The sequence below is a fragment of the Paenibacillus sp. MT124 genome (assembly GCF_058792755.1).
Genome location: NZ_CM179500.1, coordinates 466,160 through 489,708, shown reverse-complemented (window position 1 = coordinate 489,708; position 23,549 = coordinate 466,160). Strand labels below are relative to the sequence as shown.

Genomic DNA, 23,549 nt, shown 5'->3' with positions numbered 1-23,549 from the left:
GGATTTTATTTAATTCGGTGCCAGCTGGGGCTGATCTGTAGGCCCCCATTGCTGAAGTACCCGTTTCAGTTCACTGAGCATGACCGGTTTACTGATGAAGTCACGCATACCAATCTCGAGACACGCTTCCTTGTCTTCCCGTTTTGCATTGCCTGTTACGGCAATAATAGCCGGAATGCGATCCTGTGGAATCAGACGGTGCACCAGATCGGTTGCCTTGAGCCCATCCATGACCGGCATGTGAATATCCATCAACACAATATCATACGAATTCTGCGAGATGGCCTCAATGGCTTCGACTCCATTGGTACATACATCCGCTTCATAACCCAGCTTTTCCAGATACTCGGTCAAAATTTTTCGGTTCACCGGGTGATCCTCAGCTACCAGGATACGCATGGACACCTTGTCACCTTGACGTGTGCGATCATGACTGAATTGACGTGCTGTGTCTTCTGACGCGTAATCTACACTCGTTGCAGGTACTGCAAAACGGAACGTTGATCCTTTTCCGTCCTCACTCTCCACGCTAATACTACCGCCCATAATCTCCACAAGCCGCTTCGAGATAACAAGACCAAGTCCTGTACCTCCATACTTGCGATTAATGACCGGGTGCAGCTGGGAGAAGGATTGGAACAACTGATCCAGCTTGTCCGCAGGAATACCGATCCCGGTGTCTTTCACTGCAAAATCAAGCACGCTATCTTCTGGCTTTCTGCCCTTAACGATATCCACATTGACTTCGATGCTGCCCTTATCCGTGAATTTTAGTGCGTTACTAACCAGATTGACCAGAATTTGACGGATACGCATGGCATCACCCACCATGAATTCTGGAATGCTTGGATTCAGACGATACCTGAGCTGCAGCTGTTTTTCGTCTGCCCGAATTTTAAACAGCTCTGCCACCTGCTCCAGCATTTTGCGTAGAGAGAATGGTTCATATGCAAGAGCCATCTTACCCGACTCCAGTTTGCTGAAATCCAGAATGTCATTCAAAATATTCAGCAGTGCATCTCCGCTCTCCTGAATAATCTGGGCATATTCCCGCTGCTCTTCCGACAGATCGGTTCCTATCAGCAGTTCGGTCATGCCCACAATCCCGTTCATCGGCGTACGAATCTCATGACTTACCATCGACAGGAACTCTGACTTGGCCTGCGCTGCAAGCTCAGCCGTCTCCTTGGCGCGCACAATTTCACGCTCTCCGGTTACATCATTGAACACAATGACTACGCCCTGAATCTGTTCCTGATCAATAATCGGTGTAACCTGGTATTCCACCAGGAAGCTACTGCCATCCTTGCGCCAGAATACATCTTCCTTGACCGAGCGTCTTTGTCCATCCATGACGGTCATGTGAATTGGACATTCTTCTTTAGGAAAATAACTTCCATCCGCACGGGAGTGATGGATGATCGGATGGGCGCTTTTGCCGATAAACTCTTCCACTTCATACCCAAACATGGAAGCCGCCGCCGGGTTCATAAACATGGTGGTTCCTTCCGCATCCAGACCATATATGCCTTCTGTAACGGAATTCAGAATCAGCGCATGCTGTTTGCTGAGTTCCTGAATACGATCCATATACTCCTTACGTTCGGTAATATCAGACAATATTCCGTACACTCCAACCAGTTCCTGATCGACGATAATCGGCACATTGATAATGGATGCATCGAACGTCTTCCCCATGGAATTCACAATACGCGTTTCATAATGCTGCGGTTTACCCTGCTTCACCAGCTCAAAGTAGGATTTGCCGCGCCCTACCTCACATGGATCGAGATTGGACAGAAACGACTGTCCGATCAGCTTGCCGCGAGGAATGTTGAGCATTTTAACCAGATTACGATTCACCGCACTATACTTACCTTCAAGATTTAATGAGTACACCGCAGCTGGATTGTGCTCGAACAAGGATTTATACCGCTGACGACTCTCTCTCAGACGTCTGTCCGCATCCTTATGCTGGGTAATATCACGGCTGATGCTTACGATCTGAATGCCTCTTCCCTTCTCTCCAGCTACTGGCTTAGCCAGAGTTTCCATCCAGATATAGTGACCTTTCTTGTGCCGCACGCGCATTTTGCAGCCGTTGCCAATCTCAGACAGCTCCATCGGATCCGGGTAATCTCCGGGATAGCAATAATCCTTGAAGGACTTGCCTGTCACTTCTTCCGGTCGATATCCGAGCAAAGAATACACGGATGGGGAAACGTAAAGCAGTTTGCCATCCAGCGCACTTGTCGTAATCAGATCCTGGGCGTGCTCAGCAAGCACCTGATACTTTTCTTGCGTCTCCTGGAGTTTCCGTTCCACTTCAACAATATCCGTCACATCTTTGGCAATACCATAGATGCCTACAACCTCTTCTCCCGCTGTTATGGGCACGTAGGTAATTTCAGCTTGTCTTACAGCTCCATTTTTATGATAAAACGTTATACTGTTACTGACTGAACGGCCAGTAATGACCTCGTTAATATATTCCTGCCTCGACTGTTCACTGTCTGGTGGACAGACCTGACCTGGATTCATACGCATCAGCTCGTCAAGCGTATAGCCTGATATTCGCTCTACTGATGGATTGGCATCGATATAGTTTCCATGGATGTCCATCACATATATGGCATCCGGGTGATTAAAAAACAATGATTGGTAAGAACTTCCCTCAGAAATAATCCGCTTCAGGGTTTCCGTTTTATTAATATCCAAGGCTTACCCCTCTTTTCTCAGCCTGTATCTTTTTCTAAACATTCTAAAAAGCCATTTTTAGTATTAAGTATCTACCCTCGAATAACCATGTATAGCTGCCTAGAAACAGCTTTTTTTATTTTACCAGATTCCAGTCTGATTTTGCTTACAATCTCGTTTAAATTTGTAATATCCCAACTTGAAAAAGATGGAACCTTCCATTCTTTATTTCAACATCAAAATTAAATGATTGTTCCGGAAGTCCAAAATTGGCTTTGAAAATCTGGATATTAGTTACAATGTCTTATTTGGAAGAATTCAGCCGTCACTTAGGCTGCTGCCACGAATACGAGGCAAGGTTTACCTGAATAAATTTGGTGATCTCCATGTGGGCAAACGACTTAATATCATTGGAAAGCCTTGGGGGACACAGCTGACTGTTGTCAAAGGGGCAAGGTTAACCATCGGGGATGACGTCATGATTAATGCCGGAGTGGGGATTGCTGCCAATATCGAAATCTCCATTGGCAATAATGTCATGATTGGACCAAGGACAAGCATATTCGATAGTGCCTACCACCGAATTGACTCTCTTGATGACGGGAGCAGCATGGCCAAAAAAATCATTATTAAAGACAACGCCTGGATCGGAACCGGCGCATTGGTCCTTCCCGGAGTAACCATAGGAAAAAATGCTGTCGTTGCCGCGGGGAGTACGGTCACCAAGGATGTACCCGACAATACATTAGTTGCCGGAACACCGGCAAAGGTGATTCGTGAACTTACCATACACGAAGGTTGGTTGAGATAAAGAAAAGATCCCCCTGTCCGCACATCATCCTTGCTCGGTGGACGGTCTTGGGGGATCTTGTTTTAATGAAGATCTGTTTTTAACATCGTGCAATCCTAGATTTCTTTTTTTCTAAAATACAAAACTCCGATCAAAATAAACAGCACTGCACTCCCTCCAACTACTGCAAGGAGCGTACCCAGCGGTACATTGTAGGCTCCGAATCCTCCGCCTTCCGCCTCTGTCATCAGCAGCATCGGCTGAGCCCAAGGATAGAACGGACCGAATGTCGCCGAGTTCACAATCAGGATGTTCGGTACAGTCAAGGCAAAATTCAGAGCAAGGGGTGCTGCGAAGCTGCTCCAGATCAGGGAAACTAACATTTGTAAACCGGCAAGGGGCAGGCAGGCGAACAGGCCCAGCAGCAATTTGCCCCCAATCCATTCCCAGGGTATGGGCTCGGTTAGACCCTGAATAAATCCTGCCAGCAGAATGGATCCCAGCAGTAACACTTGGGTGCAAAGCAGCAGTAAAATGACGATCGTCAGCTTGCCTGCATAAACGCCTGTCCGGGTAAGCGGCAGTACCAGCATTTGCTTCCATCCCCCACCAGCATGTTCGAAGCGGCAGACAAACGAGGTGAATACCCCCGTCAGGATCGGCATGAGCAGCATTCCATGCAAAAAGACCATCGTTCCCATCAGAACTTTCCACTGTCCTGATGGCTCACTGAGAAGCCCAATAAGCAAAGCTAACAACGGACTCAACAGAATCAAGAGCCATACAGGTGATTTGCCCATTTTCAGCCGTTCAGAGGACAGGATTCGGAAATACGTCGCAGCAAAGTTCATCCTAAGCCACATCCTTCCGGCTGAAATGCATCATTCCAAGCAGCATAATCAGGATCCCCGCCGCCAATCCCATCCCTGCGTACATGAATGGATTCGGTCCATTCCATGCCATCTGTGCCCATGCGAGCGGGAAGATTGGTGAGATACTAAGTGCGAACATACCTGTGATCGCAAGGACAATGCCCAAGGTCACCGGAAGTGCCTGATTTTTGGCAACCATCGTTAGCCACAATTCAATGGATAGTACAGGAAGTGCACCGGCCAGTGGCAGCAGGCCCAGCTTGAATGCTTGAATCCAGGGAATGTCTCCGGCATTGAACCCGAACACGAGGCCCAGAATCACGATTCCGGCAGTCAAAAGAAGACAAGAGATCACAAGCAGTATACACGCCAATAAGAACTTCGCCAGATATACTGCTGGTCTCGGAATCGGCATGGCCAGAAGCTGCTTCCATGAACCTTGCTCATGCTCAACATTGGCAATCATGGAGCTCAGGATCGTTGCGCCTAGCATTAATGCTAGCGGTACAAAAACAACCACATTCTCCAGAAGCCCATTCCACAGATTATCCCCATATATTCCTTTTAAATAATCCAGACGGAGTCCAAAGTTCAGAGCCTGCATTAAGGTAAGTCCGATGGGTGCGAGAAATACAAGAAACCAAATGCCCTTGCCACGAATTTTGAGCCAGTCCGACGATAGTGCACGTCCCGTCATACCATAGCCCCCTCACCAATGACCCGCATGAAGAGGTCTTCGAGAGACTGTCGGTGCTCCTCCACCCTGTAAATAGCGTGATCTTGCTCAACCAGCCTGCGTACCAGCAGCGCAATCGCACTGTTGTCCATGTATGGAAATGTCAGCTCAGACCCTTGACGCTGACCAAATTGTCCTTGTTCTCTCGCCAGCTTCATCGCTTCCTCCGGCTCGGAGACGGTCAATCGGATGGAGCTGCCTGTCTGGCTGTGCAAATTCGCAATTGTATCCTGAAGGACCATTTTGCCTTCGCGAATAATCCCAACCCGGCTGGCCATCTGCTCCACTTCACTGAGCAAGTGACTTGATACCAATACCGTAATCCCGTGTTCCAGCGGCATGCGCTTAATTAACTCCCGGATCTCCTGAATACCGGCCGGATCCAGTCCATTCGTAGGTTCATCCAATATCAGCAGTTCGGGCTGGCCCAGCAAGGCACTTGCTATTCCGAGCCTCTGCTTCATTCCAAGCGAATATCCTTTAACCGAGCGTTTCGCATCCCTCGTCAGGTCGACAATGGACAGGACCTCGGCAATTCTCGATTTGGGCACGTTCAGGATCCGGCGCAATGCCTCCAGATTCTCCACCGCATTCAGATGGCCATAGTAGGACGGATACTCCACGAGCGAGCCGACACGGCTCAGGATATCCATGCGATCCTTCCGAATGTCTTTATCGAAGACACGAATTACGCCTTTTGTCGGTTTGATCAAGCCCAGCAGCATGCGGATGGTTGTTGTTTTACCCGCACCGTTGGGTCCCAGAAAACCGTAGATATCCCCTTTCTTAATATGCAGATCCAATTCACGAACCGCCGCACGATCCCGATATGTTTTCCATAAATTAGCCGTTTGAATAATGTTATCACTCACTGTTTAATCACCTCGGATATCATCGTAACCGTCCAAGGTTAAAACTACAGTTGTCCGAAGTTTAAGTTTAGTTTAAATACTGCAAGGTCAGACCTAAGGTTAATAAATAAATATCCGAACTCCTTCGGGTGAGCTATCCACCTTTTTACGCAGGCCCATCTCGCGAACGAGCAGATCCACAATGGACAGCCCGAGACCTGTACCTTTCGCCCCCACCTCTTGCTGCATACCCGGACCCTGATCCCGAATAACCAGAGCTGCTCTGTCATGAATCCGTTCAGTGGATATGCCAATGTATTTTCCGTCTCCTGCATACCGAACCACATTCTGAAACAGGTTATCCAGAATACGACGCATGCCCTGTTCATCCACACGCCAGATCAGCGGATCATCCGGCAGGTCAATATCGATGTCGAACTGCTCTCTCTCCCATACGGGATACCATGCCGCGGCCGTTTCTCTAACGATCCGAAAAACATCTTTCTCTTCCAGCTTCAGTGTATACTTACCACTCGCCAGCAGATTGTACGATAACATGTTATCAATAAGTCCACTTAGATCATCCATCTTGGACTCCATGCGTGACAATGAACTAATTCCCTTATCGCTGAGCGCTTCCTTGTGAAGAGCATGCATATGTCCACGAATGACCGTTAGTGGCGTACGCAAATCATGGGAGAGTCCTGCAATGAGACGTTTGCGGAATTGTTCCTCCTCACGTTCCCTGTGACGGCTTTCGGTCAACTGATACACCATCTGATTGAAGGAGTCTTCCAGCTGACCTATCTCGTCCGATCTGCGAATATCAACAGGAAGCGGAATGCCTTCCTTACCTGGCGTAATCATGGCTGTCTGCAGACGGATCAGGCGTTTGCGAATCCGTGCAAAAAACAGAATGGACATCACAATGAAGAACAGAAAAATAATCGTCATCAGCAAACCAAGATACAGGAGCTCCATCGGCCAGTTGCTCTGGGATTTTTGGAGCAGATATCTCGGCACTTCAATGACCATGAAGCCTTTTCCCTTGTCCTCATTGCCTCCACCTATAAACGAAACGACGGTTAACGGGTCACGGTAGACGGCCTCCTTCATGAATGCCAGCGTGTAGGATGCATCCCATACTGCGGGAATGCGGGTTTCTACCTTTTTCTGATCATCCAGCGGCCATTTCAGAGTAGTCAGGGTTGAGCCATTTGCCGGAGTTTCAACTACTTCTACACCTTCACCCCCAAGAATAAACACGGTCTCCCCATTTTCATCCACTCTGTACATCGAAGATTTGGGATATTGGGCATGTAACTGTTGTATGCGTTGATCTACCTTGGCAGGTGCTGCCTGTTCCAGCTTCTTCGATTCATTGGACCAGAGATTGCTTATATGGGTAACGTCACCGTAAGGAGCAGTATTACTGCTCTTGCCCATGTTATTCACAATCACCACATATACGATGGAGGTAATGGGAAGTACGACGGGAACAAATAAAACGGCACACAAGATCAGAATCATATAACGGGACATGAGTGATTGGCCAAATCGAAACTTACGTTTCCCTGTATTTTCCCCTTCGCTCTGACCCTTCGGATTCTCTCGCTTTCTGAACCGTCTGATCATGGTTTCTTCACACGGTATCCAACCCCGCGTACGGTTTGAATAACCGACGGATTGGCCGGATCCCGTTCAAGCTTCTCGCGCAGATGGCGAATATGTACCATTAATGTCTTATCCCCATCCAGATAAGGCTCATTCCAGACAGCCTCATAAATCTGTTCTTTCGTACGGATCATGCCCATATGCCTGAGCAGGTACGCGAAGATGTGAAATTGTTTTCCCGATAAAATAATCTCCTCCCCCGTCTCCTCATTGACGATCCGATTGTCCTTCTCATAGATGGACAGGTGATCCAGCTTCAGGGCAGCATCGGACGAAACGGTGGTCCCTGCCTTGCGCAGCTGCACTTCAATTCGTGCAGCAAGCTCATCGGGATGAAACGGCTTGGTTACATAATCATCGGCAAAATCAAGCCCATGCAGCTTGTCATCGATGGAGGTTCTGGCCGAGAGCATGACGATGGGCACGGAAGGGTGTTCCTTTTTGAGCCTCTGTCCTACCGTAAATCCATCCAGCCCAGGCAGCATGACATCCAAAATAATTAGGGAGCAGTCCCCGGCAGCTTCGGCAGCCCCCTCACCGCTTCCCAGCCATATGACCTCATAACCGCGTTCCTCCAGGTCAGCTCTGACCCATGTCGCGATTTCCGTATCGTCCTCAATGTATAGCAGTTTTGTTTTCATGCGTAGATTCGTTTCCTTTCTGCACCCTTTGGGTTAATTATATATCTGAACATATTGGAGTAAGCTGTATGTAGGAACGAACGAAGCACCATCTAAGGGATTACTCCGTTACTCTCATTAGTATTATACCTTAATCTTCAGCTACAGAAATGCCATGCCTGATGTCCATGAAGTACATATGAAGTGAGTAGACGGGAGGAGTTTTAACATGCTGCTGGAAGCCATCTATCATCAACCCAAACGGAACTGGGCATATGCCTACGATAAGGATACTGTTCGCCTGCGCCTGCGTGCCAAAAAGAATGATCTCACCGAGGTATACGCCATGACTGGCGACAAATACGCATGGGAAAATACAAAAAAGCAGATCTCTTTAACCAAGTTCACCTCAGACTCCATGTTCGACTACTATGAAGGTGAAATAAAGCCTCCGTACCATCGTCTGAAATACTCCTTTTTGCTCAAAAGCGGAGACGAGCAGATCTGGATGTCTGAAACGGGTTTCCAGGAAGACGAACCAGACGATCCGGGGCAGATGTTTCAGTTCCCCTATATCCACCAGGGTGCCGTCTTTACGCCGCCTGAGTGGGTCAAGGATGCGGTTTTCTATCAGATCTTCCCCGAGCGATTTGCCAACGGCAATCCGGAACTGAATCCGGAGAATGTTGAACCATGGGGCGGCGAGCCTACACCATCCAACTTCTTCGGAGGCGACCTCCAGGGTGTAATGGATCATCTGGACTACCTCAGTGAGCTAGGCATTAATGCCATTTATTTTACCCCTATCTTCGAAGCAACCACCAATCATAAATATGATACCGAGGATTACCTCCGGGTAGATCGGCATTTCGGTGATGCAGACACCGTAAAACGATTGGTCAAACTGTGTCATGAACGCGGTATTCGGGTGCTTCTCGATGCGGTGTTCAATCATTCCGGGAAGACGTTTGCCCCATTTGTAGACGTACAGGAAAACGGGGAGAAGTCCAAATACAAGGATTGGTTCCATGTTCATGAATTCCCGCTGGACGTGAAGGATGGCATCCCTACGTATGAGACCTTTGGATTTGAGCCTCACATGCCGAAGCTGAACACGGAAAATCCGGAGGTGAAGGACTATCTGCTGAAGGTAGCCGAGTATTGGATCAAGGAAGTGGGCATGGACGGCTGGCGGCTGGATGTCGCGGACGAAGTGGATGATGCGTTCTGGCGCGATTTCCGCCGGGTGGTCAAGGCTGCGAATCCAGAGGCGTATATTCTCGGAGAAATCTGGAACGAATCCTCGGCCTGGCTGCAAGGTGATCAGTTCGATGCTTCCATGAATTATCCGTTTACCGATGCCGTGAATAGTTTCTTTGTCAAAAATAAAATGAATGCCGAGACGTTCGCAAATTCCATCGGACGGCAGCTTTCACGTTATCCACTGCAAGCCAGCGAAGTGGCGTTCAACCTGCTGGATAGCCATGATACGCCAAGACTACTGACACTGTGTGAAGGTGATCAGCGCAAGATGAAACTGGCAGCATTGTTCCAGTTCACCTATCTGGGCACACCGTGCATCTATTACGGAGACGAGATCGGGCTGGATGGTGACCATGATCCGGGCTGCCGGAAATGCATGGAATGGGACGAGGCGAAGCAGGACCGTGAATTGTTCACCTTTTATCAGCAGCTTATCGCCCTTCGCCATGCCCATCCCGCTCTGCGTGCAGAAGGTCACGTCCGATTCCTGCAAGCCCGTCCTGAAGGCAGCCAGCTGATTCTTGAACGGCAAAGTGAAGATGAACGCATTCTCGTTCTGTTCAATCGTTCGGAGGAAACGGCGATCATTGAATTCGAGGCGGGTACGGACGAATGGACCGAATTGTTGGACGGTAACCACCGCACGGCCAGGGACGGCGATATTCTCGCTGTTGAACTGCCAGCATACGGTTATGCCGTGTTAAGTACGGATATCGTTCAGGGATAAACGGTAAATATTTATTTCTTATCGTTATAGATTACAGGAGCTTTCTCCTGTAAAGCCCGGAGTTAGGCTGAGGCTCTTTCTCTTCAAACAAAAAAAGGCGTCCTGCATGACCTGTAAAGGCCAGCGGACGCTTTTCTCCGTTTGTCTCCCGTATAATAAATCCTATCCTATCAGCCTCGTTCTATGCCTGCTCTGTCTCATTATCCTTCGTGTTCTGTGGTTCGGACTCAGCTTCAGGTTCCGCACGCTTCGCTTTGGGTTTCGCCAGCTTCTCCATCATTTTTCGGCCCGTTGGCGTCTGGGCCAATCCGCCCTGCGCCGTCTCGCGGTGCCTGCTCGGCATCGTACTTCCCACTTCCAGCATGACGTCAATGACTTCGTCCGATGGAATGGCACTTCTTACCCCGGCCAGCGCCATATCGGCTGCAGCCAGTGCCGTTACCGCACCGAGTCCGTTGCGGACGATGCATGGAATTTCAACAAGCCCTGCAACCGGATCGCAGATGAGGCCCAGTGTATTTTTTAACGCGAGACCTACGGCATGAACGACCTGCTCCGGCGTCCCCCCACGCAGCTCCACCATTGCACCGGCTGCCATGCCGATCGCCGAACCGACTTCTGCCTGACAGCCACCCTCTGCACCTGAAATAAACGAGTTATTGGCGATGACATATCCAATTGCACCTGCACAGAATAAGCCGTTCACCAGATGCTCATCACTCCATCCGAATCGCTCCTGGGAGCTGATGAATACACCGGGGATTATCCCGCAAGAACCCGCTGTCGGCGTAGCCACAATCCGGCCCATAGATGCGTTGACTTCAGATACACACAGCGCATAGGCCATTGCCAGTGCGGAAGCGTCCCCCGAGCAGGTTTCGCCCTGGCGAATATACTCGGCCATCTTTTTGCCGTCTCCGCCAGTCAAGCCACTGCGCGAGGTGGTGTCCTCCGTCAGTCCTTTCCGTACAGCCTCTTTCATCACCTGATAATATTCCGACATCTGCCGCACAACGTCCGCTTCCGGCGTATTGGTCTCCTGAACCTGCTCCTCGATCATTAGCCGGGCAATGGTTTTGGATTCAGCCGTACAGATCGTATTCAGTTCATGCAAGTGCTTAAAGCGCATCCGGATCAACCCCTCTCTTCAAATCAATAACGCGAATATCCAGCACATGCTCCAATGAACGCAAGCGTTCCAACATCTCGGCACTTGGTGCTCCGTCCATTTCCATCGCTGTTAGCGCTTCGCCATCCCGGGCTTTCCGGTCCACCTGCATATAACCGATGTTAACCCCTGAGGAGCTGATCGTAGACGTCACGGAAGCAAGCACCCCTGCCTTGTCCGCATGACGCAGAACGAGTGTGGGGAATTCCCCGCTGATCTGTACCCGAAAATCATTAAGCGCATGCACCGACACACTGCCGCCGCCAATCGAAGCACCAACGAGAGAACATTGACGCTCACCGTGCCACAACTCAATTTTGACCGTATTCGGATGCGGAGCAGGCAGTCCACTTGTATAGAACTCCACCTCCATGCCCGCTTGTTCGGCATACGCCTCGGCGTCCGGTATCCGCGGATCATCCGTGACATAGCCAAGCAAACCACCAATCAATGCCAGATCCGTACCGTGACCTTGATACGTATCGGCAAATGAGCCGTACAGTGTCAGCCTGGCACGTTCAGGGGTACACCCCAGCCACTGCCTTGCAATTCTCCCCAGTCTCGCTGCCCCGGCTGTATGTGAACTTGAAGGGCCCGTCATCGACGGACCGATAATTGAAAAAACATCTTTAAATCGCATCCTGTACCCCTCCATATCGTCATATCCATCCAGACATGCACCATAATGTTCCTTCATTACTGAATGATGACATCAAAAAAGGACAGTAGAAGGCCTTAGGCCCTCTCTCTGTCCTCGTTACCTGAGAGTTTCATGATCAGAGGCCGCCCCATGGGGTACCCTTCTCATCATATACCCCTTGGGTGGCGCATTCGCGCACTCTCCAGAGCTGCGTCCAACGATGGTACATTTACCTGAGAGATTAACCACCTGCGCCGGGTGCGCAGCGGCTTGCTCCTTCGGTGCCTGGCAGCCTACTGAAACCAGTGGCCTGCCCAGGTCTCTCCCGCTCGTTTTCATCCGCTGTATCGTATATATTCGCTTGAACACATATCAAACGTTGTCCTTGTGAGATTGATCATTCATATAACAGATTAATATGCAACACACGTAATGTCAACAAAAGTAACGCATCATTATCATCTTGGCAAAATTCCTCTAATATTATATGCAGCTTTCCACGGAATCGTTCAGTTTCCAATAGGATATAGACTAGCTATGTAGTGATTTTGAGGAAGAGCTGTGATCCTTATAATATGACTGTCTTGAAGGAAGCCAGCTCGTAAGCCATAACAGAAGGGCACCCAGCATCAGAACTGCCGAAACGACCGTATATACCGTTCGAAGAGAGACCACTTCGGCAACTACACCCATGACCAAAATCGAAATGACCTGCAATGCACTCAGCATGAGTCCAAGTACGCTGCTCATTCGCCCCATCAAGTCTACCGGTATATTATTCTGATAAAAGGTGACCAGTCCCGTGTTTGCCGGCGCCGAACACAACCCAAGCAGAATAAAGGCGAATGCGGCAAGCTCGAACGAAAACGAACGAGCGAACAGGAAATAACCAAGCGCAACCAAGAGCACGCCTCCGCCCATCATGTGACGGATGGACAAGTGTTTGGCGAACAACCACACCAGCAGAGAACCCGCCATGTATCCAGCTCCAGTAACACTCATCAACGCACCATACTGTGACTCGGACAGGTTCATGACTTGACGGATAAAAACCACTTCCTGTGCATCCAGCGACATGCCAATAACAAGAATAATCTGGAACAAGGCATAGATGCCCACCACATATCCTGCTTGTCGACTGAATAGCATTACGGCTCGCCAATCCTGGGCAATCAGACGAGGGGTTAGCCTTGCCCTACCGCTGCTCTGCTCTCCAGTGCCCAGCCTTGGCAGTAACATCAGGATGAGCGCCGACACCACAAAGGAAGCTGCATTGGCATAGATCGCCGCTGCAGGTGACAGATAGATCAACATGACTCCGGCTATGGCTGGGCCTGTAATAAAAGCACCAGAACTGATCATGGCCTGCAGGGAATTGAATCGCTTGCGCCGCTCAGCAGGAACCAGCCGGGTGATGTACACCTGCGAAGAAGGCACGAATATGGATGAGGACATGCTGACAAGAAACATGATGCCGTACATCATCCATAGACTGGGCATCAGCGGAAGCAATGCCACGAGCACAGCTCTCACCACATCCGCCCCAATCATCAGCTGCCGCTGGTCGTAGCGGTCAATCAGACTGCCTGACCAGAATTTGGTGCATACCGAGGCAATCGGCGAGATAATCCACAAGCCTGCAACTGCCGCCGGGGACTGTGTCATGTTAAGCACCATCAAATTAATGGCCACAATGTAGATAAAATCCCCCAGGTTGGATATGCCTACTCCGCCCAGGAGCAAACCGGCATGTTTCCATCCCCCTGACTGGGTGCCCTTCCCGTTCTCCTGATCTCGATCATTGCTCATTCATCAGATCCCTCCCAGATTCATTCATGAATTTTAAGAAGTACTGAATTAAAACCCAATAATTGTATTATCTCCTATTTGATCCTTTTTCGCAGTAAAAAAATGGACTATGCCCGGCGTCGATCTTCATGTTTCGCAAGGCTTCCCGTACCAAAAAGACTGCCGTTAATCGGGCAGTCTCAAGTCGGTTTAATCCAAGTTGCTTTTCTATATCATTTTTGGGTCAGATCCGAAGCCTGCCGAAACCATTCCTTTACGGCATTAGCCTGGCCATATTCCAGGAATATGGCTTTGAAGCCGCCCCGATTCACCATCAGCCTCGCCCGAACGGATAACAAGGACTTGCTTCGCTGTCTTCGGGTAGCAACCGTATCCACTGTGACCACATGAGGCCGGCGCATCAGCGCTGTTCTGCGGGAGATGGTCCGGTGGCGAAGGGTTAGCAGCTTGCCCTGAATGCTCAGCCCTTCATCCTTGAAGCACTCGTATCCCCAAACGGCACATAAGGGAATAAGGAGAAATAGAAATGCACCCATCGGACCCAGAAACACCGTCCCCGCTGTTCCCAGCAGGGCTGCACCAAGCAATTTCCAGCGCAGGAATAACCAGCGGGCTCGATCCGGGGGTCTGTTAGCGGGTGGCTGCATGACGAATTGCGGTACAATTCGGGCAAGCAGCTCATTGACATCGCGGAGCGGCAGCAGTGGATGAAGCATCATTTTTTTCTCCGTCTCTGAAGTCAAAACAAAAATCTCCACCTCGGCATAACCAAACGGCTGTCGCAGCAGTCCCTCCCTGATCTCCACCGCCTGGACCTTCCCTGGTGAGAACACATGCTTCTTTCGGTCGAGCAATCCGGAAACAATCGTAATATTACCGCCTTCCTGCTCCACCGTGAATCCGGCATACTTAATCGTGAACAGGACAGCTGATAAGATCCAGGCCAGTAAAAACATGACAGGAACAAGCCCGAGCCACCAGATCGCTGGCAGCTGCCCAGCCCGCTCAACCAAGCTGCTGTAGAAGTGCGCAGGGAGCAGATCATCCGCGAAGGAATAAACCCCCGTACCGAATACGACGACGAGCGGCAAATTCATCGTGGTCAGCGCTCCGGCAAACAGTCTTCCGGCTGACAGCCGCAGCAGAACTTCCCGTTCTGGCTGCATAAGCGTAGCGGATGGCTGGAGGTGTTTCTCCTTTTGCTCAGGAGATTCTCCCTCTTCATCGGAGTTAAGATCTTCAGCATGTTCAACTGGGAGAGGTGCTTCCGCTTTCCTCACAGCCTCATTCCGCTTCTGATATAACCATTGCTCTACCCGCTCGGCTTCCGCAACCGCCAGAGCGGGTAATACCCCATCGGCCTCCTTGCTGCCGCCTGGCGTCTCAATCTTGAGCTGTGCCAGCCGGAGCAAGCGCTGAATCAGAGGCTGCTGTGTCTGGATGGAGTGAATACGGCTGAAATAGATCGATTTCTCCTCCCGGACAAATAGGCCCTGACGCAGCACAATCCGATCATCCTGAAGCGTGTAGCTGAATTTACGCCATTTAAACCAACCATACAGAATAAACGGAAGCGCAAATAGGACAGCGGCAGCCGCATAACCATACCAGGGAAACTTGCTCCAGTTCACGCCTTTGATGATGAGTAGAACAAGGATGGGAATGATGGACTTCATTACGCTAAAAAAGGGAAATAACATGTACAGCTTATGTAGATGCTTGGGTTCATTCATCGGGATCTTCCACCTTCGCCAGATGTCCGATACTGCGCTTCAATTGCTCTGCTTCCTCTTTTTCCAGTCCGGCGATATGGAGTGTGGCTGCCGCAGTAACGATGCTGACTTTGGCAAGTCCATACTTTCGCAGCAGCGGACCGCTCTCCAGTTCCACCTGCTGTACACGTGTCATCGGCACAATCGTATCCGTATGCCATAACCAGCCGGAATGAATCTCCACTTCATCCTCAGCCACCCGAAAACTAAAGTGTCGGTGTCGCAATCCGGGCAGAATCCAGGTGTACCAGATCAGTGAAATGATAAAAAGCCCTAAGCCAATCCAGCCCGGCCACAGCACCCAGTCTCTAACCCATGCAATAATCAGATATCCAGCAGCCAAAAGAGTCAACAGCCCATTGACCATAAGGGCCGTCAGGGCTGTAGCTTGTTTGGCTTTGGGGTGGAGACGTCGCAGTTCTCCGTTGTTAACCTCTGTGTAATCCATTGCGTGACTCACACTCTCCTACCATTCAAAATTAAGGCTGATTAGGAAGCTTCAGATTCTTCGCCCAAGCCTGAAGCTTCTCCTTCGTCCATTCCTCGTTCTCACCCATGATGGAGTACCGCAGCCCATTCTCAGTCCATGATATGTTCCGTATACTCTTCATATACGAACCCTCGGTATCCCGAACCTCCACCTTGGACTCATCAGGCAGCAGTGTATCATCCACATTTTCAACCGGTGCCTTGAATACGGTCTGACTCACTTCAACCTTGTCCTTGTTGACGTAATACAAGGTCACTTCATCCCTGCCAATCTCTCCACTTGATGAATACATTTCCATCCGAGACAGCTCCAGCTCACCGCTCATATCCTGTAAAAAGGGTTGGCCCAACGCTTGTTCCGCTTCTTCCAGACTCACTTCCGAACGCTGGCTCAGATCGTTCAGATTTTTCACTTCCACTTCTTCGGGAATGTCGATTACGAACGTATCCTCCGAAAATTCGGGATCATATTGAATCGGATCATAGACCATTTCTGACTTTTCATCACCATATGTGCTAATGACTTTAACAATCATCCACGTTTTGGGGTCAACCCAATATTCGGAGGAAATGGATAAAGTGCCACCCTCTTTTGGCATCAGCTTGATGTGAATGACTTCCTGTCCGTTAAGCTCTTCCTGTCCCATCATATCCACATCATGGGAATCCCGCAACCGTTCCAGCTGATCCACCAGCATCTGCTTTTGAGTCTGTTCTGGCTGTCGTCCCATGGCAGATACGTTCATCGAATACGCCGTGCCGGTTTCTTTTTCATAAATGGTGATGTCCGTTCCGTTATTGACGGCGTAGCTGATATTGCCATTCTCCTCGGTTTCAGTGCGCTTACGCCCGGTCTCTCCATCGACCCATTCCTTAATGTGCATGGTGTGACTCAATTTGTCATCCGACCACACTTTCATTACACCTTCAGCATAGTACGAAGCGGGTTTCGTTTCTGCAGTGACAACCTTCTCGATCATCTCATCTCCTGACAGGCCAACCAGATCCTTCTCAGCGCAGCCTCCGAGCAGTGACCCAGCAAGTAGCGCCGTACCGAGCATCATCCATCCTTTTTTCATCATTATCGTTCATCCTCTCTCATTGGTTTAAGGGCATTACATCTCAGGCAATCGGCATGCAGCCAGCGTGCCGTATCCTTCCGCCGACCACATGCGCATCTCACCTCCATGCTTGATGGCAATCCTTTTGGCTATGCTTAATCCGAGACCCGAACTGCCCGCATACGCCTTCTCTTCCTGATTCTGATGCTGCACATAGGGCTCGAAAATACGATCCAGCTGTTCTGCAGGAATAGCAGTCCCTTCATTTTGCACCAGAATTAATGTTGTTCCCGTTCTGTACTTATCCAGCTCCAACGCCAGTGTTGGAATAACCCATTCCGGTAGCGGCTGATCTGAAGCAATCACACCCAGACCCATCAAACCGTTCTTGCTTGTATGACGCAGTGCATTGTTGATCAAATTATCTGTCAGACGCATTAGTTGTTCGGGATGAAGCCGGTAAAGGTGATCCGTGCGGACAACCGCTCTCACCTCAATCTGTCCACGCTCGGCAAGTCCCCCGTAACTTCCAAGCAGCATATCGAAGAACTCTTCTCCTTCCACCTCAACCATGGCCATCTCCAATTCACTGGAACCCAGCGCCGTATACATTTCAAGTTCACCAATCATGTGTTTCATCCGTTCCACATTACCAAACAACACATCCCGGTAGTCCCGTCTCTCTGACGGTTCCAGCGGAGCATCCACACTGAGTGCCTCTGCGTAGGCACTGATGGACATTAATGGCGTCTTCAGATCATGAGACAGCGAAGCGACCATGAGCTCTTTCTCTTTTTGCTCCTTCTCCACCTCTGCCTGAGTCTGCTTGACTTTCTCCTGCATTGCATCAAATTGCTCCAGCAGCATGCCCATTTCATCCCGACGTACCGGTACGTTATCCAGGGGAACCTCCCCCCGTGCAAATGCATGCATTCGGCCCATCAGATGTCTCATCGGACGGAAGAGCTTTCTGGATAGCAGCCAGAGCACGGTGCCGTATAACAGGATAAAGAAAACACCAGCGAACCCAACGACCCAGGCTGTCCGAACCGAGATGCCCTCCAGCCACTCTCCGCGAAGCATGGTAATCTCGTAAATGCCAATCAGTTCACCCTTTTCCCATACCGGCTTTTTCAGCGTAAACGTACGATGACGAATCTGCATGTCATACAGATCACGATATAGCTCCGAACCCCTGACAGTATAAGCTCCGGCAGCCCAGGTATCCCCGCCGGATGTATACACCCGGATCCCTGAAGGCAGATAGAGGTCAACGTTCAATTGATCACTAGCCAGCCCGGAGAGCGAAGCATAAGCATCCGAAGATTGCAGACGGTACAGACCCGGATCGGACAACCTCTTTTCAATAGGAGCAAGCCGCCCGGTTAACTCTACATATTCCGCTACGGAGCGCTGGTCGTTATAGTAGTTGTACAGGGAGAACAGTGCCCAACCTGCAGCGACAGGAAGCAGCATCACAATGAGAAAAGCAACCATCAGCCAGTACTTCAGCTTCATTCTGCTATATCTCCTATAAATCGGTATCCGCTGCCCCACACGGTCTGAATCCAGCGTGGTTGATGTGGTTCGTCGCCCAGCTTGGCCCGCAGGCTTTTTACATGCACGGTAACCGTACCTGAGCTTCCTGCTACCGGCTGGTTCCACACATGTTCGTACAGCTCCGCTTTGGTGAATGCACGGCCCGGATGAGAGGCGAGCAGCGTGAGCAGGGCCCATTCCTTGTTCGTCAGCATGACATCTTCCCCGTGAACCTGCACCTGTTGTTTCAATGGGTTGATTGACAAGCCGTCGTTGTACGCTTGATGAGTCGCTTCCGGCTTGATGCCCTGATATCTGCGATATCTGCTCAGGTGGGCTTCAATGCGTGCTGTAAGCTCCGCCAGGCTGAACGGCTTGGTAATATAATCGTCAGCGCCCAGACCAAGACCTCTCACCTTGCTCTCCTCTTCGATGCGTGCACTCATCATGAGCAGCGGAACGTCGCTGATCAGCCGAATATTTTTACATACCGTGAACCCATCCATCTCCGGCAGCATCAGGTCGAGCAGGACCAGCTGATAGGTCCCCTTCCTGAAATCTTCCCAGCTCTCCAGGCCGCTCGAAGCCCAGGTCACCCCATATCCCTCGCGCCGAAGATGGTCCATCAAAATGCGGGCAATTTCCGGATCATCCTCCACCAGCAATATGTTCACGTTGTCTCTCATCGCTGCTTCATCCTCCCATGACTGTATTGTAACGAAATACATCTTTCTCTCCGCAGAGTTTATACTTTCTTCATAAATGCATTCTTGAATCAAGAAGCTACGAGTACGCAAAAAGAGCCCCCTGAGTTCAGGACGCCCCAATTATATTGGTTGAAGCATGTGGTCGTAATGTCGTGATTACTATATTAAATAATGATCTTATAATTCATAGAAAATACTGTGGTTCTCGATGTAGGGTCTGCAATATTTGCTGCAGAGCTTCGGCATCCGATCCTTCATCCATTCATGTCTGGACTCGTTGGCCATCTGGAAGGCATAGTAACCGAACGTAAAAATGAGCATAAATCCTTCCATCAGCCTGATCTCTTGTTTGGTGAGCGGAGCTGTTTGTTTGGTATAACCCGACAGAAAGATATCCCGTTCCTCCCTATTGAAGATCAAGGCCGCACCTGCAGCATCGAAAAGATAATAGCCATAACCATATAAGCAAAAGTCGATCATGGAGATTCCCTGTTCCGTCATCAGCAGATTCCCCCGGGTAATGTCACCATGAATCACTCCCCATGTCTCTGGGCCAATAGGATATGCTTCCAGCTGGTTGTTGATATTCCCAAACGTCTCACGTATCAAGGCAACATCCTCAGGTGTAAATATGCCCAATGTGACGCCTTCCTCAAGCTGCCCAAGCATGTTCAGATTTTCTTCGATACTGCCATATGATGGACGGACTTCAGTCTGGCCTGTCCAGCCATCCTTCGCTTCTGGTCCGGTGCTGGTTGTATTAGGTCTATCCTTCATGCGACCATATTGATGAAGTGTCTGCATCTGTATCCCCAAGTCATGAATCTGCTCTGTTGTCAGCTGCTCCCCTTGCTGAATGTCCCTGCCTTCAATCCATTCCAGCATGGTGCAGCAGATTTCCTCCCCGTTTTCCAGGAAGCAGACAGTAACCCAATCTCCCGACAGATTACGAACAGGGTTCTGCACGCGTAATCCGGTAGATGATTTTATTTCATGAAGGAGATTCATCTCCGCTTCCAGTGCCGGACGTGTATGTTGAATACCGGTCATGCTTGCATAAGCAGCTTTATGTATACGCAGCAGATACTTCTGTCCACTTGCTTCGTCCATAATATGATAGGTCAGATTCTCATTGTGACGGATAAAGGAGGCCGAGGGCTTCCTTAAGGGATAGCGTGTTATCGCATCCGCTACCAAGCTGTCCAGGAATCGTTCGCGGTCCGTTGTTATCATCAACATCTCCTTCAGAATTCTAGATATCCACTTGTCATCTCTACCTTCAGAAACATAGCTCTGTGCACTACTCTTTCTAGTAACTCTGGTTATCGTAGCATGATTGTTTTTGTTATGGCAAACTCTACCATTCCTAAAATATAAAAAGCATAACCCCAAACGTCGTCGTTGGGAGTTATGCTTTCTTCTCTGTTTATTGCTTTATATTATACTCCATCCAATGTCATGCAATTTCCTTAACCGAAACGTCCCATAATGTACTCTTGTGTCAAACGGTTATCGGGGTTGGTGAAAATATGTTCCGTATCCCCGTGCTCAATCATGCTTCCCAGATAAAAATACGCTGTATAATCCGAGATGCGTGCTGCTTGCTGCATATTATGGGTTACGATTACGATTCGGAGATCCTTCTTAAGCTCGGAAATGAGTTCCTCTACTTTACCCGTTGATACCGGGTCCAGCGCGGATGCCGGCTCATCGAGCAGCAAAATCTGAGGATCAACCGACAAGGCACGTGCAATACACAGACGCTGTTGTTGTCCACCAGAGAGAGACAGGGCCGATTCATTCAGTCGGTCCTTCACTTCATCCCACAGCGCAGCGCGGCGCAAGCTTTTTTCCACAATTTCATCCAGTGCCTTCTTGCCTTTGATACCGCGGTAGCGGGGGCCAAACGCGATATTGTTGTAGATGGACTTATGAAATGGGTTTGGCTTCTGCCACACCATGCCAATTTTCTGGCGCAATTTGATCACGTCGGTGCCTGGCTCGTTCAGGTCTTTACCATCCATCCAGATGTGCCCCTCTGTGCGGGAACCGGAAATCTCATCGTTCATGCGGTTGAGGGACCGCAAAAACGTGGATTTACCGCAACCGGAAGGTCCAATCAGCGCGGTAACGCTGGCTTCAGGAAACGCGAGGCTGATCTGCTTGACTGCCTGGAAATGCCCATAATATATGCTTAACTGTTCCGTACCAAAAGGTATGGCCATGTTGGTTCCTCCTTATTTCGAAGCTGTCATGCGGCGGTATACAACCCGGCCGATCCAGCGTGCACTCAGATTGAACGCCAGTACAAGGATAACAAGCACCGCAGATGCTCCGGCTGCCACTTCCTTGGAATCTGGCCCAATGCCTTCACTGTTGACTTTCCAGATATGAACGGCAAGTGTCTCTGCCGGACGGAATGGATTCAGCGGCGATCTTGGACTCGTTGGATTCCAATCCGTGAAGTCCAGCGGCGGACTGCTCATCCCTGCCGTAAACATCAGGGCTGCCGCTTCACCGAAGATCCGGCCGGAAGCCAGGATTGTACCTGTAATCAAGCTTGGCAGCGCCACAGGCAGCAGGATCGACGTGATGATTTTCCATTTGGACAGACCCAGTGCCAGGCCCGCTTCCTTCTGTTCCTTCGGAACGGCCCGGAAAGCCTGCTCCGTTGTACGTACCATGAGCGGCAAGTTGAATATCGCGAGCGCCATGGCACCCGAGATCAGGGAGAAACCGAGACCGAACGTATTCACAATCAACAAGAGACCAAACAAACCGATAACGATCGATGGGAAGGAAGACAATACCTCAACAACCAATCGGATAAAACTTGTAATCTTGCCTGGCTTCGCATACTCCGCCATATAGATTCCTCCGCCCCAACCGAGCGGAATGGTGATAATGAGCGTTAAGATCAACAGGAAGATGGAGTTAAAGAGCTGCGGTCCAATCCCGCCGCCCCCTTTGAGCAGCTGCGGTGCACTCGTCAGGAAGTGCCAGTTGATTTGCCCTACTCCCCGGAACAGGATGAATCCCAGCAAACCGAGCAGCAATACCACGATGAACAAGGCTAAAACAACTATGACGGATGTAGCAATTTTATCGACCGTTTTTGCCTTCATTTTCATACCCGGTTTCTCCTTTCGAGCAAACGAACCAGAATGACGAATACAAACGTCATCACAAGCAGGACAAGCGCCATACTCCAGAGTGCATTATTATGAACCGAACCCATCGTGGTGTTACCCATACTCAGGGTGATTACACTTGTTAATGTAGAAGCTGATTCAAGCAAGGATGTCGGTACATGCGGTGCATTACCGATAACCATCTGTACAGCGAGTGCTTCACCGAAGGCACGAGCCATACCCAGAACGATCCCTGTCAGCAAGGCTGGCAGAACTGTTGGAATAATCACGCGATAGATCGTCTGCCAGCGCGTAGCGCCCAGAGCATAGGACGATTCACGCAAACCTTTGGGCAGAGCAGACAGAGCATCGGCCATAATGCTTGTTACGGTAGGCAGAATCATTACGGATAGAACCAAACATCCGGCTGCAATCCCGATGCCGGCTCCGCCGAAGATGCTGCGCAATAGAGGCACGATAACACTCAGACCGATAAAACCGTAAACGACAGACGGAATACCCGACAACAATTCAATGGCAGGCTGCAGTATCTTTTTCCCTTTACCCGGCACGATCTCCGTCATAAAGAGTGCCGCACACAAACTGAGCGGGCTTGCAATCAGAGCGGCCAGCAGGGTGGTTGTGAAGGAACCGGTGATGAACGGTAATGCTCCATAGGCTGCTGGTTCTGATGATGGACTCCACGTTTTGCCGAACAGGAATTCACTCAGGCTCACACCATCCTTAAAAAAGGTGGAGAGACCCTTGGACGCCACAAAATAAACGATGGAAAACATGACAACGATCAACAATACGACACAAATCGACGTATAGATCCGTCCTGTCCATTCTTCCCAGAAATGTTTCTCTCTCAAGGGTCGGCGTGACTTGATCTTGCTGTTCATTACCGTTCCCCCTTCGGTCTGTTCCATAACAACCATCCTTCTATAATAGAGTAATGTAAAATATGGGATTATTTCATTCAAAAACCGCGTAAAGAGGC

General features: G+C 49.9%; 20 protein-coding genes and 2 riboswitches. Of the genes, 2 read left to right on the top strand and 18 right to left on the bottom strand.

Going from position 1 to position 23,549, the window contains the following annotated elements; translation table 11 throughout:
- Positions 1-9 precede the first annotated feature (9 nt).
- A complete protein-coding gene (locus tag AC3RCI_RS02400) occupies positions 10-2,718 on the bottom strand; it encodes a PAS domain-containing hybrid sensor histidine kinase/response regulator (RefSeq protein WP_492527445.1) in 2,709 nt (902 codons plus the stop codon).
- Positions 2,719-3,085: 367 nt separating this feature from the next.
- Between AC3RCI_RS02400 and AC3RCI_RS02395 the strand changes: the two genes are divergently transcribed.
- Positions 3,086-3,508: an acyltransferase gene (locus tag AC3RCI_RS02395; RefSeq protein ID WP_492527444.1), complete on the top strand. Its 423-nt coding sequence runs from the start codon at positions 3,086-3,088 to the stop codon at positions 3,506-3,508.
- Positions 3,509-3,603: 95 nt separating this feature from the next.
- On the opposite strand, the gene AC3RCI_RS02390 is transcribed toward AC3RCI_RS02395, so the two are convergent.
- From AC3RCI_RS02390 to AC3RCI_RS02370, 5 genes are all read right to left on the bottom strand, one after another.
- Complete coding sequence (locus AC3RCI_RS02390; RefSeq protein WP_336783758.1) at positions 3,604-4,338, bottom strand: ABC transporter permease; 735 nt, start codon at positions 4,336-4,338, stop codon at positions 3,604-3,606.
- Between the two features lies 1 nt (position 4,339).
- Complete coding sequence (locus AC3RCI_RS02385) at positions 4,340-5,056, bottom strand: ABC transporter permease (protein WP_110756779.1); 717 nt, start codon at positions 5,054-5,056, stop codon at positions 4,340-4,342.
- Positions 5,053-5,967, bottom strand: a complete 915-nt coding sequence (locus AC3RCI_RS02380; protein WP_336783760.1) for an ABC transporter ATP-binding protein — start codon at positions 5,965-5,967, stop codon at positions 5,053-5,055. Before AC3RCI_RS02380 ends, AC3RCI_RS02385 begins: the two co-directional genes overlap by 4 nt.
- Positions 5,968-6,066: 99 nt before the next feature.
- The gene (locus AC3RCI_RS02375; RefSeq protein WP_492472310.1) at positions 6,067-7,581 is read right to left on the bottom strand and encodes a HAMP domain-containing sensor histidine kinase; all 1,515 of its coding nucleotides are present in this window, start codon (positions 7,579-7,581) and stop codon (positions 6,067-6,069) included.
- Positions 7,578-8,261: a response regulator transcription factor gene (locus tag AC3RCI_RS02370; protein ID WP_336783762.1), complete on the bottom strand. Its 684-nt coding sequence runs from the start codon at positions 8,259-8,261 to the stop codon at positions 7,578-7,580. The genes AC3RCI_RS02375 and AC3RCI_RS02370 overlap by 4 nt, the downstream gene beginning before the upstream one ends.
- 208 nt (positions 8,262-8,469) lie before the next feature.
- Here AC3RCI_RS02370 and AC3RCI_RS02365 point away from each other — a divergent pair, with 208 nt between their 5' ends.
- Positions 8,470-10,230, top strand: coding sequence for an alpha-glycosidase (locus tag AC3RCI_RS02365; protein ID WP_492527443.1), 1,761 nt, complete (start codon positions 8,470-8,472; stop codon positions 10,228-10,230).
- A gap of 181 nt (positions 10,231-10,411) precedes the next feature.
- Here the strand turns inward: AC3RCI_RS02365 and sdaAA are convergent, their stop codons facing one another.
- The 12 genes from sdaAA to pstC form a co-directional block, all read right to left on the bottom strand.
- Positions 10,412-11,359 carry an L-serine ammonia-lyase, iron-sulfur-dependent, subunit alpha gene (gene sdaAA, locus AC3RCI_RS02360; RefSeq protein WP_492527442.1) on the bottom strand — a complete coding sequence of 316 codons (948 nt, stop codon included), beginning with the start codon at positions 11,357-11,359 and terminating at the stop codon, positions 10,412-10,414.
- The gene (gene sdaAB, locus AC3RCI_RS02355; protein ID WP_492527441.1) at positions 11,349-12,038 is read right to left on the bottom strand and encodes an L-serine ammonia-lyase, iron-sulfur-dependent subunit beta; all 690 of its coding nucleotides are present in this window, start codon (positions 12,036-12,038) and stop codon (positions 11,349-11,351) included. Before sdaAB ends, sdaAA begins: the two co-directional genes overlap by 11 nt.
- A 106-nt stretch (positions 12,039-12,144) precedes the next feature.
- A riboswitch (glycine riboswitch) is annotated at positions 12,145-12,246 on the bottom strand.
- Between the two features lie 4 nt (positions 12,247-12,250).
- A riboswitch (glycine riboswitch) is annotated at positions 12,251-12,376 on the bottom strand.
- Between the two features lie 193 nt (positions 12,377-12,569).
- Positions 12,570-13,847 (bottom strand): MFS transporter, encoded by a 1,278-nt coding sequence (locus AC3RCI_RS02350; RefSeq protein ID WP_492527440.1) that lies wholly within the window; start codon positions 13,845-13,847, stop codon positions 12,570-12,572.
- Between the two features lie 212 nt (positions 13,848-14,059).
- Positions 14,060-15,580 carry a PH domain-containing protein gene (locus AC3RCI_RS02345; protein ID WP_492527439.1) on the bottom strand — a complete coding sequence of 507 codons (1,521 nt, stop codon included), beginning with the start codon at positions 15,578-15,580 and terminating at the stop codon, positions 14,060-14,062.
- On the bottom strand, positions 15,573-16,067 hold the full coding sequence (locus tag AC3RCI_RS02340) for a PH domain-containing protein (protein ID WP_492527438.1): 495 nt from the start codon (positions 16,065-16,067) through the stop codon (positions 15,573-15,575). The genes AC3RCI_RS02345 and AC3RCI_RS02340 overlap by 8 nt, the downstream gene beginning before the upstream one ends.
- A gap of 31 nt (positions 16,068-16,098) precedes the next feature.
- A complete protein-coding gene (locus AC3RCI_RS02335) occupies positions 16,099-17,190 on the bottom strand; it encodes a LolA family protein (RefSeq protein ID WP_492527437.1) in 1,092 nt (363 codons plus the stop codon).
- Positions 17,191-17,223: 33 nt separating this feature from the next.
- Complete coding sequence (locus AC3RCI_RS02330; RefSeq protein WP_492527436.1) at positions 17,224-18,687, bottom strand: sensor histidine kinase; 1,464 nt, start codon at positions 18,685-18,687, stop codon at positions 17,224-17,226.
- Positions 18,684-19,394, bottom strand: coding sequence for a response regulator transcription factor (locus tag AC3RCI_RS02325; RefSeq protein WP_127539153.1), 711 nt, complete (start codon positions 19,392-19,394; stop codon positions 18,684-18,686). Before AC3RCI_RS02325 ends, AC3RCI_RS02330 begins: the two co-directional genes overlap by 4 nt.
- 198 nt (positions 19,395-19,592) lie before the next feature.
- Complete coding sequence (locus AC3RCI_RS02320) at positions 19,593-20,648, bottom strand: phosphotransferase enzyme family protein (protein WP_492527435.1); 1,056 nt, start codon at positions 20,646-20,648, stop codon at positions 19,593-19,595.
- Positions 20,649-20,884: 236 nt separating this feature from the next.
- Positions 20,885-21,640, bottom strand: a complete 756-nt coding sequence (gene pstB / locus AC3RCI_RS02315) for a phosphate ABC transporter ATP-binding protein PstB (protein ID WP_095291715.1) — start codon at positions 21,638-21,640, stop codon at positions 20,885-20,887.
- A 12-nt stretch (positions 21,641-21,652) separates the two neighbouring features.
- Positions 21,653-22,540 (bottom strand): phosphate ABC transporter permease PstA, encoded by an 888-nt coding sequence (gene pstA / locus AC3RCI_RS02310; protein ID WP_095291810.1) that lies wholly within the window; start codon positions 22,538-22,540, stop codon positions 21,653-21,655.
- 2 nt (positions 22,541-22,542) lie between these two features.
- Positions 22,543-23,478 (bottom strand): phosphate ABC transporter permease subunit PstC, encoded by a 936-nt coding sequence (pstC, locus tag AC3RCI_RS02305; RefSeq protein WP_236146679.1) that lies wholly within the window; start codon positions 23,476-23,478, stop codon positions 22,543-22,545.
- Between the last annotated feature and the right edge of the window lie 71 nt (positions 23,479-23,549).

Excerpts from the sequence above, each read along its gene's own strand:
- AC3RCI_RS02325 (WP_127539153.1), bottom strand. The coding sequence starts at position 19,394 with ATGAGAGACAACGTGAACATATTGCTGGTGGAGGATGATCCGGAAATT.
- sdaAB (WP_492527441.1), bottom strand. The coding sequence starts at position 12,038 with ATGCGATTTAAAGATGTTTTTTCAATTATCGGTCCGTCGATGACGGGC.
- AC3RCI_RS02345 (WP_492527439.1), bottom strand. The coding sequence starts at position 15,580 with ATGAATGAACCCAAGCATCTACATAAGCTGTACATGTTATTTCCCTTT.
- AC3RCI_RS02330 (WP_492527436.1), bottom strand. The coding sequence starts at position 18,687 with ATGAAGCTGAAGTACTGGCTGATGGTTGCTTTTCTCATTGTGATGCTG.
- AC3RCI_RS02375 (WP_492472310.1), bottom strand. The coding sequence starts at position 7,581 with ATGATCAGACGGTTCAGAAAGCGAGAGAATCCGAAGGGTCAGAGCGAA.
- AC3RCI_RS02335 (WP_492527437.1), bottom strand. The coding sequence starts at position 17,190 with ATGATGAAAAAAGGATGGATGATGCTCGGTACGGCGCTACTTGCTGGG.
- AC3RCI_RS02370 (WP_336783762.1), bottom strand. The coding sequence starts at position 8,261 with ATGAAAACAAAACTGCTATACATTGAGGACGATACGGAAATCGCGACA.
- pstA (WP_095291810.1), bottom strand. The coding sequence starts at position 22,540 with ATGAAGGCAAAAACGGTCGATAAAATTGCTACATCCGTCATAGTTGTT.
- AC3RCI_RS02385 (WP_110756779.1), bottom strand. The coding sequence starts at position 5,056 with ATGACGGGACGTGCACTATCGTCGGACTGGCTCAAAATTCGTGGCAAG.
- AC3RCI_RS02365 (WP_492527443.1), top strand. The coding sequence starts at position 8,470 with ATGCTGCTGGAAGCCATCTATCATCAACCCAAACGGAACTGGGCATAT.
- pstB (WP_095291715.1), bottom strand. The coding sequence starts at position 21,640 with ATGGCCATACCTTTTGGTACGGAACAGTTAAGCATATATTATGGGCAT.
- pstC (WP_236146679.1), bottom strand. The coding sequence starts at position 23,478 with ATGGAACAGACCGAAGGGGGAACGGTAATGAACAGCAAGATCAAGTCA.
- AC3RCI_RS02350 (WP_492527440.1), bottom strand. The coding sequence starts at position 13,847 with ATGAGCAATGATCGAGATCAGGAGAACGGGAAGGGCACCCAGTCAGGG.
- AC3RCI_RS02320 (WP_492527435.1), bottom strand. The coding sequence starts at position 20,648 with ATGATAACAACGGACCGCGAACGATTCCTGGACAGCTTGGTAGCGGAT.
- AC3RCI_RS02390 (WP_336783758.1), bottom strand. The coding sequence starts at position 4,338 with ATGAACTTTGCTGCGACGTATTTCCGAATCCTGTCCTCTGAACGGCTG.
- sdaAA (WP_492527442.1), bottom strand. The coding sequence starts at position 11,359 with ATGCGCTTTAAGCACTTGCATGAACTGAATACGATCTGTACGGCTGAA.
- AC3RCI_RS02340 (WP_492527438.1), bottom strand. The coding sequence starts at position 16,067 with ATGGATTACACAGAGGTTAACAACGGAGAACTGCGACGTCTCCACCCC.